The following is a 15,142-nucleotide window of genomic DNA, read 5'->3' on the forward strand; positions in this document are numbered from 1 at the left end:
GCGAGTTATGGATGGAAATAAAAGAAGAGAAGCCATTATTGATATTTTAAAAAACAGTTTACAACCTGTATCAGGAACATATTTAGCGAAAACCCTCCAAGTAAGTCGGCAAGTCATTGTTCAAGACATTGCTTTACTTCGTGCTGGTGATTATGATATTTATTCAACACATAAAGGATATGTTTTAAATACACAAAAAGTTTGTAAACGTATTTTTAAGGTACATCATGATGATAATGAAGTAGAAAAAGAACTTTCTTTAATTGTTGACTTAGGTGGGTTTGTTGAAGATGTCTTTGTTTATCATAAAGTTTATAATATTGTAAAAGCAACATTAAATATTGCTTCAAGAAGAGATATTAAAAATTATATGACAAATCTACAAACAGGACATTCAAGCTTACTAAAAAATGTAACATCAGGATATCATTATCATACAGTTCATGCAGACAATGAAGAAATTCTCGATGAAATTCAAGAAGAACTTCAAAAAGCTGGATTTCTTGCACAGTTACAAGAATATGAACCTGTTGATTTCTGGAAAGATAAATAAAATAAAAAGCGTCAATAACACAACTATTGACGCTTTTTTACGCTATTTTTTAATTCTTTAATACTTGTATAATCAAATAAATGATCTTGAATATCAAGAATTTGTTGTTTAGAAAGGGCGCTTATAAAATTACTGATATCTTCATGAAATTGCATTTTAATATATTTAACAATATTTTCTTTTGCTTTACTAAGCAAATGATCTATTTCATTATTTGCTTTTTCAAATTTTTTATTTGCTTCCTCAATCTTTCTATCACGAGAACGAAGTAATATCTCATTATCTAAACGATCTAGATATTCTTGGTATGATTCATCAGAAGATATATATCTGTCATGCATTTGTATCGCTTCCTTTATTCTATAATCTATCTCAATTTTATCATATGGTTTTTCATTTTTAAAGAGATACATTAACTGATTAAAAGTCGTCATTTCATTGATTGCTTGATTGATATATTCAAGTTGAATAATTGTTATCTCAGCACGATTAAAGGGATAGACAATATGATGTTCGTCATCAACCATTCTAAAGTGACATTTATAAAGAGGAGCATTATCTAAAATATGCCCATAACTAATAATTAATGATCTTACAACATGAGCACTAGTATAATCTTCTCCTTGCTTTACTTGTTGTCTTAAAAGTTCAGCATTATAAAGTTCAAAACGAACAAGTATTTCTTCGTTTAAACCATAGGGTTGTAGTTCAATATTGTAGATATCGCCGATATCATCAACAGCTAAAATATCTAAAATAAGTTTCTTTTCGTAATAGCTTTTACCATATTGCTGCGCATTCTTTAATTTAGTAGAAATAATTTTCCTATCTGAAACGAGTTCTTGATAAATAAGGGTTCTTATTCTTTCGTTTTCTACAAGCAAATGATGAAAATATAAATCATTTGAATATTTTATAAAATTCTCTCTATTTTTGTTCATATAGATTCCTCCCTATATATATTGTCTTTTTTTGAGGAGTTTTCTTCTTTTTAGTAAAAATAAATGATAAAATTTTAGAAATAGAAGCTTTGGAGGTAAAGTATGAATCAAGAGGTTAAAATGAAGCCATCCTATTTAAAAATTGCTTTTTTGGATAGAGATGGAACTATTATTAAAGATTATCCAGATGAAAAATGGAGAGAAATTAAAGAACCTGAATTTTTAGAAGGTTCAATAGAAGGTCTTAAGAGATTAAAAGAGATGGGCTACTATTTTATCATTATAACAAATCAATATCTTATTAATGATGGAATTATTTCATTGAATGATTATCAACAGTTTACAGGAAAATTTCTAAAAAAATTAAAAGAAGAAAATATAGATATTCTAAAAATCTACTTTTGTCCGCATAATGAAAAAGATCATTGTCATTGTAAAAAGCCAAAACCAGGGATGATAGAACAAGCTAAAAAAGATTTTTTAATTGATATGAATAACTCTATCTATATAGGGGATAGTCATGTTGATTATTTACTAGCAAAACATTTTAATTTAACTTTTTATGGAATAAATTATCATGATGATAATGTTAAAAGTTATCATAGTATTTTAGATATTTCTAAACAAATAAAAAAGATTCAAAATAAATGAATCTTTTATAAATTTTCTAAAGCATATTCAATAGCTTCACTAACAGCTCCATCTTTACAACTTGAAACAACTTTATAAGCTTTTTCTTGAATAACTTTTTCAGCATTATTTGGTGCAAATGAATAGGGAAAACGTTCAAAGAGAGTAATATCATTCATACCATCACCTAGAACGATGACTTCTTCTTTTTTGATGTTTAATTGATCAATTACTTTTTCTAAAATAAGTCCTTTTTGTGCATTTTCATTTGTAATTTCTACATTATCTGGATAGGAAGATAAATAAGCAATTTCTTTCATATCTTTAAAATAAGGAATGACTTTTTGAATTTCTGTTTCATCATGTGAAAAAGCTTCCACTTTAATCACTTCTAAATCTCTCTCAATGAATTCATCAATTGAATCGAATTGTTGAATTTGACAGGCTGGAGAATCACTCAGTGGACCTCCTGGTAAAAAATCTTCCATCTTATTACCAAAGCGTACACTTCCACGATAAGCAAAACGATCTCTTACATAATCAGGTTCTAAAGTACTATAAAAACCGTTTGTTGTAAAAATCATATAAGAAGTATGGTGTTCAATAAAGATAGGAAGAATTTCTTTAAGTTTCTTTTTATTTAAATAACAATCCATTAATACTTTTCCTTCTTTATTACAATATTGAGCACCATTTCCTAAAATAGCAGAACATTTTATATCTAAAGGATCTAAAACACTTGTTATGCCATAATAATCTCTACCTGAAGCCACTACAAATTCAACACCTTTATCTTGAGCTTTTTTTATACTTTCAATACATTTAGGGTTGATGTAACCATGAGATAATAAAGTTCCATCAACATCACTCACAATCATTTTAATCATATTTCTTTCCTCCGATAGTTTTATTATATAAAAAAATTAAGTATCATTTAATTTTTTTACTTAATAAGAAAAAAAGAGTTTATTTAACCCTTTCTAAAATCTGTTTATAATTAGGAAAATTGGTTTTAGAAACTTTATACAAGATATCTTTACCATATTCTTGTACTAAAAAAGTTCCAGTATCATTAGCGAGAATATTAAAACCACGAGGAAGTGTTGTATTTAATGATTGACACATATTTTGATAATATTGAAGATAAGCATATTGTGAAAGAATACGTGCACATTTCATAGCAAGTGACATTTCTTCTTTAAATTCAATATGACGCACAACAACGATTTTATTTTTCAAATAACGATAATATTTTTTAGGAGATAAAAAAGCATCAATTGTTACTTTAGAAACAGGGTGTTCGATACGTTGAATAACATTGATCATCGCTTGATTGTAAAGTTTCGCTTTAATACATGAGAGCTTTTGTCCTTCATTTACATATTGATTGTAATGGCTATTATCAAGCAAAAGTAAACTATAATTGAGTTTTTCTTTTAATATCTTTCCAATTCTTTCAATATCGCTCGATGACATTTCTTTATCCAATTCCAGTGCATTCAGTTCTTTTTCATCTTTTTGATCTACATAACAGGCAACGACACATAATGGTCCAAAGAAATCAAGCGAGCCTGTTTCATAACATCCTACATGATTTTCTATCATAAAAATTCCTCCCTCTTTGTATTTATTATAGCATAACTTTTTTTGATTATTCACTAAACAAGTGTTGAAAGATAACGTTCATAGAGTTTGTCACGCTTCAAAACTTTTATATGACCGTATTCAATTGAAATCAAACCTTCTTCTTTAAATTGATTTAAAACCTTCGTGACAGTGACTCTTGAAATAGCTAAAGAATCCGCAATTTCTTGATGAGTATAAGGAATATCCCCAAAAAGTAAATTCTTTTCAATATTATTTGTAGCACTTAGTTCGTATAAAAAAGCAGCTACTTTTTCAAATCGATCATAGGTTTGTGCCCATTTTAAAAGTTGCGTCAAATGATTACAGTTATCATTAAACATCTTTAATAAAGTAATCGTAAGATCAAGTGATGATGACAAATAAGGATAAAGATCCTCTAAATGACACGTAATGATTTCTACATCATTGATGGCAGAAACAGTTGTTGGGCGATAAGCATTCTCATAAAGCGAAGACTCACCAAAAATACGACCTTTATCTAAAACATCATAATTAATTTCATCACCATTTTTCGTAATATGATACACCCGTACACGACCTTTTAAAACGAGACATAATTCATCAGCATGGTCGTCTTGCATATAAATAATATCATTTTTTTGATAGTGTTTAATGGTACCAGCTTGTTTAAAATAATCAAAAAGTTCGTCATTAATTTTCATTTTTTTCACCTTCTTGTCTAAATTGTAACATATATTACATTCTTAAAAAAGAAAAATTGTTAGGATAGTTCCCGAGGTGAGAGATATGAAAAAAATTATTCAAATTATTATTGGTAATATTTTAATGGCATTTGCTTTTAGTACTTTGATTTTAGATAATTCCATTGTGGCAGGAGGAGTTTCTGGTATTAGTACAGTCTTTCATTTTTATACAGGAATTTCTATTTCTCTTTGTGTAGGAATTATTAATATTGCTTTATTTATTATTGGATTTTGTTTTTTAGGAAAAACATTTGCGATGAAAACATTGATTTCAACATTCTTGTTTCCTATTTTATTAGAATTCTTTAATCAACAATCTTATTTACATGGTTTATTAAATGATCAATTATTGATTTGTATATTAGGAGGATTCTTATTAGGTCTAGGAATTGGTCTTGTTTTAAAAGCGGGAGGTTCTACAGGAGGATTTGATATTTTAGCGCTTGTTGTTGAAAAAAATTTTAAAGTTCCTGTAACTTTACTTGTTAATGGAATTGATGCGACAATCCTTGTTCTACAAATTTCTTTCCATAGTGTTCCTGAAATTGTTTATGGGATTATGACGATTCTTATTACAGCTTATATGATGAATTATTTATTATCATCAGGTAAAGGATGTGTTCAAGTTCTTTTAATGTCTAAAGAAATTGAACGTATGAAAATGATGATTTTAAATGATATGGATGCAGGAGTGACTTTATTAGATGGTAAAAGTGGTTTTTATGGAAATGATACAGAAGTTGTTTTAACGATTTTACCCTATCGTAAACTTCCTGATTTAAAAGATAAAATTAAAGAAATTGATGAAAAAGCATTTATTATTGTTTCCCATGTAGAAGAAGTTAGTGGAAATGGTTTTACATATTCTAAAGAAATGCGAGAGGCTTCATTTTAGGTGTTCATTTTTATGGACATCTTTTTTAATTTGGTAGATAATAAGGCAAACGGGGGAATAAGTTATGAAAATAGAGATCAGGTATGCAAAATTAGAGGATGCAACAAGATTAGTAGAAATCTATCGTTATTATGTTGAAAAGACGGCAATTACATTTGAATACAAGGTACCATCTATCGAAGAATTTCAACAAAGAATGATACATGTCATGGAAAAATATCCTTATTTGGTAGCCAAGGTGGATGATCAAATTGTCGGTTATGCTTATGCGAGTACCTTTAATGTCAGAATGGCCTATGATTGGTGTGCAGAAACATCTATTTATGTAGATCATATGTTAAGAAAATGTGGGGTAGGAAAAAGACTTTATCAAGCTTTAGAAAAAGTTTTAAAAGCACAAAATATTACAAATTTGAATGCGTGTATTTCTTCACCAATTGAAAATGATGAATATTTAGATACCAATAGTATTGATTATCATCATTATTTAGGATATCAAATGGTAGGAGAGTTTCATCAATGCGGGTATAAATTTAAACGTTGGTATAATATGGTATGGATGGAAAAATTTATTGGGGAGCATCAAGAAAATCAATTACCAGTGATTCGATTTAAAGAAATAAAAGATCAAGTGAATTTAAATGAGGTTGTTTAGATGGAATTAGTAGAAGGAAGACCACAAGATAAAAGAATAGATAAAGAAGAAAGAGTCTATGATTTATTAGATCAATTAAATATTGATTATCAACGCATTGACCACGAAGAAGCAAATACGATGGAAGTATGTTTAGAAATAGAAAAAACACTAAAATCAACAATTTGTAAGAATTTATTTTTAGTTAATTCAAATAAAAGTCAATATTATTTATTAATGTTGAAAGAAAATAAAAAATTTAAAACAAAAGTGATTTCAAAACAAATCAATAGTTCACGTCTTTCTTTTGGAAGTGATGAAAAAATGTTGGAATATTTGGATATTACACCAGGATCTGTGAGTCTTTTAGGATTAATGAATGATCATGATTTTAAAGTTCAATTATTAATGGATAAAGATCTCCTACAAGATGAGTATTTAGGGTGTCATCCTTGTATCAATACAAGTAGTTTAAGAATTAAAATGAAAGATGTATTTGAAAAAATCATACCATCCCTTCATCATGAACCTATCTTTGTAGAGGTTTATAATGAATAAGGAAGGTATCATGATTTATCTTGTCATGAAAGGACAAGATAAATTTGTTGAAAAAGTAAAAGCTTATTTTCAAAAGAGCTTATATCTTTTAGAAGTCATTGTCATTAATGATTGGCAAGATGAACTTTCTTTTGAATCAAAAGCGGGGAAAAATTTATTACATACAATTAAAAAAATTAAACAAAAGAATGCTTCTTTAAAATGTTATATCAGTGGTTATTCACTCGCAGGGCTTTTTAGTCTTTATGCGATGCATGAATTGGATTTAGAAGGCGCTGTTTGTGTATCAGGTTCTTTATGGCAAGAAGGATGGTTGGTTTATTTAAAAGAACATCCTATTAATCATAAGAAAATTTATTTAAGTTTAGGAAGTAAGGAACATAAAACAAGAAATGTTTTAATGAAAAATGTGTTAAAAAACACATTAGAAACATATGAAATTTATCAAAAAGAAAATCAATGTATATTTGAAAAGAATGTAGGCAATCATTTTTTTCAAAGTGAAGAAAGAATGATGAAAGGATGGGATTATATTCTTTATGAAAAATAGGAAATTAACAGAGAAAAGGCTTTTATTAATTAAAAAATTATTATTTGTTTTAACGATTTTATTACTGATTTATCATGTGGGATGGACAATCTTTATTTTGGCTTATCGTCATCATATTGGTGATGCTTACATAAAATATGTAACAACTATGATTTTTCGTATTTTACAGTTTAGTGCGATGTTACTTGTTTTAGCGACGCCTAAGTTTTTAAAGAAATGGTTTAAGATCAATGTTCCTTTAGCACTTTATATTGTTATTGCGCTTTTTGCGTTTAATGCTTTAGTTTTAGGAGATGGACTTGATTTTTATGGAAAATACCCATGGTGGGATTCTTTTTTACACTTCCATTCGGGAATTATTCTATCTTTTGTAGCTTTATGGTTTATACATATTATGATGGCAGAAAAAAGCAAATTTATTTATATGAATAAATATTTTACATGCTTATTTTTAGTGATCTTTTCTTTAGGAGTTGGTGCTTTTTGGGAAATTCTTGAATATAGTTGTGATGGGATTTTTCATACAAATTCTCAACAATATATGGCTTCAACAAAGGGAACACTTGTTTCTAAAAATGATATTCCTTTAAAAGGACATGAAGCGTTAAAAGATACGATGAAAGATTTAATGCTTGATTTAGGAGGGTCATTAATTGTCGCAACGTATGGTTTTGTAAGACATGATAAAATTGTTAAAAAAATATCGAGAGACCATTTATCTCCCGATGATATTTTGAGCTAGAGATTCTAAATGCTTTTTAGAATCTCTTATTTTTTGTATTTCTTTGGATGAAGCTGTTTCATAATTGAATTTTCTTGTCATTTTCATTAAAGAAGAAAGTTCTGCTTTAATTTGTTTTCTTAATGCTTTATCCATTTCTTTTTTATGTGAGGCAAGACCATTTTGAACATTGATAATGAGAGTTTCTACTTCATTTTTTAAAAGCATATTATCTTTTGTAACTTGGTCTTGGCTTTCATACATTTTAGCTTGTTTGATTGCTTCTTCAATATCACTATCAGACATTTTAGAAGAACCTTCAATAGTCATACTTTGACTATTTCCAGAGGCAAGATCTTTAGCAGAAACATGAACGATTCCATTACTGTCAATATCGAAAGTGACTTCAATTTGTGGAACACCGCGCATGGCACGTTTGATTTTTTTAAGTTTGAATTTTCCTAAAGATTGGTTATCTTTAGCAAGCGGTCTTTCGCCTTGTAAAACATTAATTTCTACTTGTGTTTGAAAGTTAGCAGATGTTGTAAAGACTTGACTATGGCTCGTTGGAATCGTTGTATTTCTTGGAATTAGAGGTGTAGCAACACCACCAACGGTTTCAATAGAAAGTGTTAAAGGTGTGACATCTAATAAAAGAACATCATTTTCTTCACCATATAAGACCATTTCACCACTTAATTTACCAGCTTGGATTGCGGCTCCTAAAGCGACACATTCATCTGGATTTAAAGACTTACTTGGTTCCATGTTTGTAATTTCTTTCACTTTATCTTGAACCGCTAAAATACGTGAAGAACCACCAACTAAGATAATCTTATTAAGATCTTGTGGAGTCAGTCTGGCATCGTTTAAAGCAGTTTGCATTGGTAAAACGAGACGGTCAATAAGTCCTTTTGTAAGCTCATTAAACTTTTGCCTTGTAAGTGTGATTTCTAAGTTTTTAGGTCCATTTGTATCTTGATAAATAAATGGTAAATTAATAAGGGTACTTGATTGACTTGAAAGTTCAATTTTAGCTTTTTCACTTGCTTCTAAAACACGACTATAAGCAACTGTATCTTTTGTTAAATCAATACCTTCTTGTTTTAAAAAGATTTCGATGACAAAATTACAAATAGCTTTATTAAAATCATCGCCACCTAAATGGTTATCACCGGCTGTTGATAAAACTTCAATAACACCATTACCAATTTCGATAATAGAAACATCAAAAGTACCACCGCCTAAATCAAAAACCATTACTTTTTGACCATAAGCATTTTCAAGACCATAAGCCAGCGCGGCAGCTGTTGGCTCATTAATAATTCTTAAAACTTCTAAGCCTGCAATTTTTCCAGCATCCTTTGTTGCTTGTCTTTGAGCATCATTAAAATAAGCAGGGACAGTAATGACAGCTTGTGTTACTTGTTCTTGTAAATAAGTTTCTGCATCATTTTTTAATTTTTGTAAAATCATTGAAGAAATAAGTTGTGGAGAAAGTTTTTTTCCATCGATTTCTACATGATAATTTTGTCCCATTTCTCTTTTAATAGATGAAATCGTACGTTTTGGATTCATTGATTGTTGACGTTTAGCAAGTTCTCCAACAAGTTTCTTTCCATCTTTATCAAAAGCAACAATGCTAGGTGTTGTTTTTTGATTTTCTTTATTTTCAATAATTTTAGCTTTTCCATTTTCATAAAAAGCCATACAACTATTCGTTGTTCCTAAGTCAATCCCAATAACCTTTGCCATAATTTTCTCCTTCTAACAACATAAAATAGGGTAATGATATCCGCCACCACAACAACAAGACATCATACAATTCAACAATAATACAGAATAGCAACAATTCATCATACTTGCAGGGTTTCCATATTGTTGACTTGTTTGACGATATTGTCTTGAGGTTCCTTGTAATTGGTTTAGTAATAAAATATATTGCATATTCATTGGTTCCATTTGCAGGGCTGTTTGAGCGTATTCTTGTGCGCGAATATTATTTCCTAAACCATTTTCTGCAATGGCAGCTAAATAAAACCACATACTTGTTTTATTTTGAATTTGATTTAAAACATTCAAAGCTTCTTGATAACGTCTACCTTGAATAAAACCGTTAGCTTCTTGGTAAGCTTCCTGATCATTTCCTTGATATTGATAACCACCCGTTCCCGTTGTTTGACTACCATAGCTTTGTTGTTTAAAACCTCTTTTTCTTTCATCCATAATGGTTTTATACGCATTTTGGACTTCTTTAAATTTTTCTGTATATTCTGCTTGATGAGGATTTCCAATATTAGCGTCTGGATGATATTTTTTAGAAAGGGTACGATAAGCCTTTTTGACTTCATCATCACTGGCACTAGGGGATATTCCTAATATTTGATAAGGATTCATGATTTTTCCTCCATTCGTTTCTTTTTAATCAGTTCAAATTTTGTCCAAATACCACTATAGATAATATTTCGTAAAAGTTCAACATTTTCAATTAAAGGAAGCTTTTCAAAATAAAAACTACTATTTGAAATCATCATTTCTAAAAGATGAAAACAATCTTCTTGAAAATGTTCATCCTTGAATTTTTCTTTAAATGGATTATAGGTTTGTTTTTTGATATCTTCTTCAACATCTTCAAAAGCATCAATCAAATAAATAAATTTACCTAAATAAAAACCCATTTGATAAAGATCTTCCTTAAAAATATCATCTTGATAAACACAAATACTTGCCATGATATGACCAAAATGTCCAGAGACTTCATCGAGATCCAAACAATGCTTTTGTTCCAATACATGGATTTGATCTAAATGATATTTAATTGTATCTACTTTTTTAGGATATTTTTCTTTTACTCTTTGAAAATCTTTTTTTAAAAGCTGTTTAAATGATTTACTTTTTAAAGAGTTTTCATCTAAAACATCATCTTCTAATTTAAAATAAGTCAAGATGATATTCATATCACTGACATAATCCATGTATTGATTTGTACGTACACTCTTTTTATGAAAAGGATGCATTGGACAACGAATCCAATACTGCTTTTCTTCAGGTTCATACAAACTTGAAAGTAAGATTCCTACAAAGTTTAAATCATAATTTAAAGTCAATTGACCACGTCGACCATGATTTTGTTTTAAAGATTGACATAAGCCACAATAATATTCTTGATATTTATCAAAGTCTTTGATCTTTAATTCAGGTTTGTTAATAACGACATAACCAAACATAATTATGTTCTCTTTTCAAATTTATGATGACAGCTAGGGCATGTCACAATAATTTTTCCTTTTCCTTTAGGAAGTCTTACCATTTGTTTACAAGATGGACAACGATAATATTTATGACTACGGTCAGACATTCTTTTCTTTTGAAGATTGAAGAATTGTTGAACAGGTTTGATTGCTGTTAAATATTTTTCATTTTCTTGATAACGTTTATACGTTTGTCTTGAAAACATACGATAGATGACAATAAACCAAATAAGATAGCCAAATAACATCACGATTCTATTGTTAAAAAATATATTAATGACAAAAAGGGCAATGACTAAAAACAAAGCATGATTGTTTAAAGTATCAACACCATATCTTCCTTGCATAAATTGTATAAATTTTTCTTTCATTTATATCTCTCCTTACTTTGATGAAGTGATTATAGGCTTTAATTATGTATTTTACATGAACTCTAAAATATTTTAAAAAGAGTGTTTTTATGAGCTTGTTGAACAAATATCTATTTTATTTTTAAAAATAAAAATAGATAAATATACATGATTCATTTAATCGACATTTTTTCCTTGCTGTTTTTTTTAGGATAAAAACGAAAGGAGGAAAAAATGAAGAAATTATTATGCTTTTTAACCGCAATATTAAGTATTTTTTTAATGAGTGTTCCCATTGAAGCTAAAGAAAATCAATGGGATATTTCAAAATCTAAAACAGCAACACAACTTGATGAAAAATATCAAACAAAAGTAACACTTTCCCTTCCCTCTAAAAGTGAAAAGCTTGAAAGCGATGTTGTCTTTGTTTTAGATAAATCTACAAGTGCACAAATTGAAAATCAAGCATTAGAAATGTTGAAAAAACTAAGAATGCAAATTGATAAAACAGATGCTAAAGTGAAAGTGGGAATTGTGATTTTTAATAAAATTGCTAATGTATCATCATGGTTTGATCTTTCAAGTCAATTTGATCAAATTAAAGTAGCTATTCGAAAAAATATTACTTCCGGAACAAATTGTCATGCGGGGTTACTTGCTGGAAAAGAAATGTTGGATCAAGATCAAGAGGTGGAAGCTAAACGCAAATATATGATCTTTGTCAGTGATGGCATTACTTATATGTACAATCAAGAACCAACAGTAACGGCTTGGTCTTTTGAAAATGATGGAAGTATTCTTTCTTGGGCTGGACCAGATAACTTTAGCTCTAAATATGGACAAACTCTTCCTGATTGGAATACGTATTTGAAAGATGTAAAAACAAAGTTGGAAAGTCAAGGAAATACGTATGATTATCCTTATGGAACAACACCGACAAAGACAACTCCTGTCGATCAATCTAAAGAGTATTTAAATTCTGTTGATAAAGCACTTTATTATACGTATAGCACGTATGAAAGTATGAAAGATGAGGGATATCATTGTTATGCCTTAAAAGGGAATAGTGAAGGAAATTATCCGTGGGCTTTTTCTTTTATGGACTATTTAGAAAATCAAAAAGAAGTCTCTTTTGAAAGTATTCAAAATGATATTTATTATTTATTAGATCAAGGTTCTTACGTTGAAGATTATATGGGATCAGGTAAAGATAATTATGGAAATGAATATGAGTTTGATTTTATAAATGACATCAATTCATTTTACATGATGGTTGGAAACAAGAAATATTTACCAGAAGTTATTAATGATCAAAGTTATCATTATGGTTTTGATAAACAAGAAAAAGGGTATGCTTATGAACTTTATTACTACCCTGGAAAACAAGAATATTTTATTTGGAAAATGAACGTACCAGTGACACAGTTTGATCTTGTACAGCTTATATATACTTTACAACTTGCAAATCCACAAAAAGAGGCAGGAAACTATGGATTTTTTGATGAAGATGGGCATTTGAATAAAGATAACTTAAAAACCAATAACCAAGCAACGCTTCATCCAATTGATAGTCAAGGAAAAGAACAAGGGGTTGAAGATTTTCTAAATCCAACAGTAAGTTATACTGTTTATAAAACAGTAGAACCTGAAAAGATACAAGAAACACCAAAGGCACAAGAAAATATCACAAAAACAAAACAAACAACGAAAAAAGCGGTTAAAACAGGTGATGAACAAGTGATTTATCCTTATTTCGTGATTGTTTTAATGTCACTTTCAATAATGTATTTGATGAAAAGAAGATTACATGTTTAATCTTCTTTTTTCTTTTGCTTTTTTCAAAGAAAAGCAGGATTTTTTTTATTACAACAATTTTTTTAAATAGTCTAAATCACTCTTTTAATGAAAGGAAAAAAACTGACAAATTTTATTTTTAGAACTTTCTATGATGGAAAAGCAAAAGGAGGAATACTAATGAAAAAATGGATAAAAATGAGTTTATGCATGATGATTGGTTTCTTTTGTTTCTCTTTTCATGTAAAAGCAATGAATGTAGAAGCAAGAATTCAAGACCAAAACTATGAAACATTTCAGGAAGCTCTAGAAGATGTTTTAACAGGGGATCAAAAAGGTCCTATATATTTAATGGAGGATGTTATTTTAGATGTAGGAACGATTAATAAAGATGTTGAGATTATTGGAAATCATCATCAAATTACAGTGCCTTTACAAAGCCAAACAGATGATAGTGAAAGTCAGGGACGTTTAAATGTGCAAGCAACACTAACATTTAATCAATGTCGTGTTCATTTTGATAATACGTATCAAAATGGAAATAATATCTGGTCTGTTGTTTTAAGTAGTCAAGGTGTTTTAGAGTTTATCAATGATTCCAATGTCACTTTTGTTGGTCATGGAATTTATGCAAGTAATGGTTCCACAATTAATGTTGATCATTCAAAAGTTTCTTTAAGTCAGATGGAATATACATCAATGATGGCAGAATCTTATGGAAACTTAAATATAAAAAATGATTCAAATTATACAATTGACCATGCCGTTGAACCAAATGGGATAACTGGTTTCCATGTTTTTGTTGATCATTCATCACTTAGTGTTGAAAATTGTTTAAATCAAGCGATGGTCAAAGGAAACCTTACAATTACAAATCAAGGAAATGTATCATTTTCAAAAAATGATGTCGGTTACAACATGTATAGTGAAAATAACCTTTATGTAGATGAAACATCAGCTTTAAAAATGAATGAAAATAAAAACTGTGCCCTTTTAAGCCAAGGCAGAAAAAAACGTACGATAACCATTAAAAACGGAGGAAGTCTTGAAGCTAAATATAATGGGATAAATTATCAAGCAAGCGTTGATGAAGACAAATATTATGCACAAACTTCTGCTTTGAATTTTGGGGTTTATGGATGGTACGAAAATGCTCAAAAAATTCTTCTCTATCCAAATTTAGATGATGTTGTTTTTGAAGATGGAGCCAAAGTAACTATTGCCAATAACTATACACGCGGTATTTCAAATTATGGTAATTTGTATTTAGGTAAGCAAACAGTTATTACTCATAATGGAGGTTATCAACAAGGCGAAAGCTTACAAACATGCCGTATTGGAAAAGGAGGGGGTATTTATAACGCTGGAACAGTTACACTCTTCCATACGATTCTTTATAACAATCATGCCCGTTTAAGTGGTGATGATCTTTATAGTGAGGAAGGTGGAACGGTTCATTTATCATTTGTTTCTAACGATTGGATTTTAGATGATTGTCAACATTCTATAGATGGTTGGTATGATGATGGCCTTCAAAAAAGATGGAATGGGGATGACAAAGAACATCTTTATTTATCTTTAATAGAAGGTAAAAAAGATTATCATTTCTTAGAAGCTAAGGCAGCTCATGGTACTGTTCAAGAAGAAGTAAAAGAAGATGATTTTCAAGAAGAACCTAAACAAGATGAAAAAGAACCTGAAATTAAGAAAACAAATGAAAAAATAACACCAGCTAAAGCAGTTCAAAAACAAAATGTTCAAACAGGTGATGAATCTAATGGAGCTCTATGGCTTACTTTTATGGGGCTTTCTTTATTATTGATTTTTTTACTGGTGATAAAGTATATTAAGGGAAAACGCGATTAGTCGCGTTTTCTTCATTTATGTGGTATGATGTCGAGGGTGATATAAAAA

17 protein-coding genes are annotated in these 15,142 nt (G+C 29.2%); 9 read left to right on the forward strand and 8 right to left on the reverse strand.

Annotation, left to right across the window (positions count from 1 at the left end; genetic code table 11):
* Nucleotides 1-7 precede the first annotated feature (7 nt).
* A complete protein-coding gene (locus C7U55_RS01040; protein WP_106986958.1) occupies nucleotides 8-553 on the forward strand; it encodes a transcription repressor NadR in 546 nt (181 codons plus the stop codon).
* Nucleotides 554-576: 23 nt separating this feature from the next.
* On the opposite strand, the gene C7U55_RS01045 is transcribed toward C7U55_RS01040, so the two are convergent.
* Nucleotides 577-1,494: a PD-(D/E)XK nuclease family transposase gene (locus C7U55_RS01045; protein WP_106986959.1), complete on the reverse strand. Its 918-nt coding sequence runs from the start codon at nucleotides 1,492-1,494 to the stop codon at nucleotides 577-579.
* Between the two features lie 102 nt (nucleotides 1,495-1,596).
* On the opposite strand from C7U55_RS01045, the gene C7U55_RS01050 reads away from it, so the two are divergent.
* Nucleotides 1,597-2,145: a D-glycero-alpha-D-manno-heptose-1,7-bisphosphate 7-phosphatase gene (locus C7U55_RS01050; protein WP_204638373.1), complete on the forward strand. Its 549-nt coding sequence runs from the start codon at nucleotides 1,597-1,599 to the stop codon at nucleotides 2,143-2,145.
* 5 nt (nucleotides 2,146-2,150) lie between these two features.
* Here the strand turns inward: C7U55_RS01050 and C7U55_RS01055 are convergent, their stop codons facing one another.
* From C7U55_RS01055 to C7U55_RS01065, 3 genes are all read right to left on the reverse strand, one after another.
* Nucleotides 2,151-3,011 (reverse strand): Cof-type HAD-IIB family hydrolase, encoded by an 861-nt coding sequence (locus C7U55_RS01055; protein WP_106986960.1) that lies wholly within the window; start codon nucleotides 3,009-3,011, stop codon nucleotides 2,151-2,153.
* A gap of 79 nt (nucleotides 3,012-3,090) precedes the next feature.
* Nucleotides 3,091-3,729 carry a ribonuclease HIII gene (locus C7U55_RS01060; RefSeq protein ID WP_106986961.1) on the reverse strand — a complete coding sequence of 213 codons (639 nt, stop codon included), beginning with the start codon at nucleotides 3,727-3,729 and terminating at the stop codon, nucleotides 3,091-3,093.
* Nucleotides 3,730-3,782: 53 nt separating this feature from the next.
* A complete protein-coding gene (locus tag C7U55_RS01065; protein WP_106986962.1) occupies nucleotides 3,783-4,433 on the reverse strand; it encodes a Crp/Fnr family transcriptional regulator in 651 nt (216 codons plus the stop codon).
* A gap of 85 nt (nucleotides 4,434-4,518) precedes the next feature.
* On the opposite strand from C7U55_RS01065, the gene C7U55_RS01070 reads away from it, so the two are divergent.
* From C7U55_RS01070 to C7U55_RS01090, 5 genes are all read left to right on the forward strand, one after another.
* Entirely contained in the window at nucleotides 4,519-5,370 is an 852-nt protein-coding gene (locus C7U55_RS01070; RefSeq protein WP_106986963.1) for a YitT family protein, read from the forward strand.
* 64 nt (nucleotides 5,371-5,434) lie between these two features.
* Nucleotides 5,435-6,025 (forward strand): GNAT family N-acetyltransferase, encoded by a 591-nt coding sequence (locus C7U55_RS01075; RefSeq protein ID WP_106986964.1) that lies wholly within the window; start codon nucleotides 5,435-5,437, stop codon nucleotides 6,023-6,025.
* On the forward strand, nucleotides 6,026-6,562 hold the full coding sequence (locus tag C7U55_RS01080) for a prolyl-tRNA synthetase associated domain-containing protein (RefSeq protein ID WP_106986965.1): 537 nt from the start codon (nucleotides 6,026-6,028) through the stop codon (nucleotides 6,560-6,562). It begins immediately after the preceding gene.
* A complete protein-coding gene (locus C7U55_RS01085) occupies nucleotides 6,555-7,112 on the forward strand; it encodes a hypothetical protein (protein WP_106986966.1) in 558 nt (185 codons plus the stop codon). Before C7U55_RS01080 ends, C7U55_RS01085 begins: the two co-directional genes overlap by 8 nt.
* Nucleotides 7,102-7,854, forward strand: a complete 753-nt coding sequence (locus C7U55_RS01090) for a hypothetical protein (RefSeq protein WP_106986967.1) — start codon at nucleotides 7,102-7,104, stop codon at nucleotides 7,852-7,854. Before C7U55_RS01085 ends, C7U55_RS01090 begins: the two co-directional genes overlap by 11 nt.
* On the opposite strand, the gene dnaK is transcribed toward C7U55_RS01090, so the two are convergent.
* From dnaK to C7U55_RS01110, 4 genes are read right to left on the reverse strand one after another with little or no spacing between them, the layout of a single operon-like run.
* Nucleotides 7,828-9,588 (reverse strand): molecular chaperone DnaK, encoded by a 1,761-nt coding sequence (gene dnaK, locus C7U55_RS01095; RefSeq protein WP_106986968.1) that lies wholly within the window; start codon nucleotides 9,586-9,588, stop codon nucleotides 7,828-7,830. The two genes, C7U55_RS01090 and dnaK, sit on opposite strands and share 27 nt — an antisense overlap.
* 12 nt (nucleotides 9,589-9,600) lie before the next feature.
* Nucleotides 9,601-10,230 (reverse strand): DnaJ domain-containing protein, encoded by a 630-nt coding sequence (locus C7U55_RS01100; protein ID WP_106986969.1) that lies wholly within the window; start codon nucleotides 10,228-10,230, stop codon nucleotides 9,601-9,603.
* Nucleotides 10,227-11,060 carry a DUF5685 family protein gene (locus C7U55_RS01105; RefSeq protein ID WP_106986970.1) on the reverse strand — a complete coding sequence of 278 codons (834 nt, stop codon included), beginning with the start codon at nucleotides 11,058-11,060 and terminating at the stop codon, nucleotides 10,227-10,229. Before C7U55_RS01105 ends, C7U55_RS01100 begins: the two co-directional genes overlap by 4 nt.
* A gap of 2 nt (nucleotides 11,061-11,062) precedes the next feature.
* On the reverse strand, nucleotides 11,063-11,455 hold the full coding sequence (locus C7U55_RS01110; RefSeq protein WP_106986971.1) for a hypothetical protein: 393 nt from the start codon (nucleotides 11,453-11,455) through the stop codon (nucleotides 11,063-11,065).
* Between the two features lie 213 nt (nucleotides 11,456-11,668).
* Here C7U55_RS01110 and C7U55_RS01115 point away from each other — a divergent pair, with 213 nt between their 5' ends.
* Nucleotides 11,669-13,249: a vWA domain-containing protein gene (locus C7U55_RS01115; protein ID WP_106986972.1), complete on the forward strand. Its 1,581-nt coding sequence runs from the start codon at nucleotides 11,669-11,671 to the stop codon at nucleotides 13,247-13,249.
* A gap of 159 nt (nucleotides 13,250-13,408) precedes the next feature.
* Entirely contained in the window at nucleotides 13,409-15,094 is a 1,686-nt protein-coding gene (locus C7U55_RS01120; RefSeq protein WP_106986973.1) for a hypothetical protein, read from the forward strand.
* Nucleotides 15,095-15,142: the final 48 nt, after the last annotated feature.

It is taken from the genome of Faecalibacillus faecis, assembly GCF_003024675.1.
Lineage (GTDB): Bacteria > Bacillota_I > Bacilli_A > Erysipelotrichales > Coprobacillaceae > Faecalibacillus > Faecalibacillus faecis.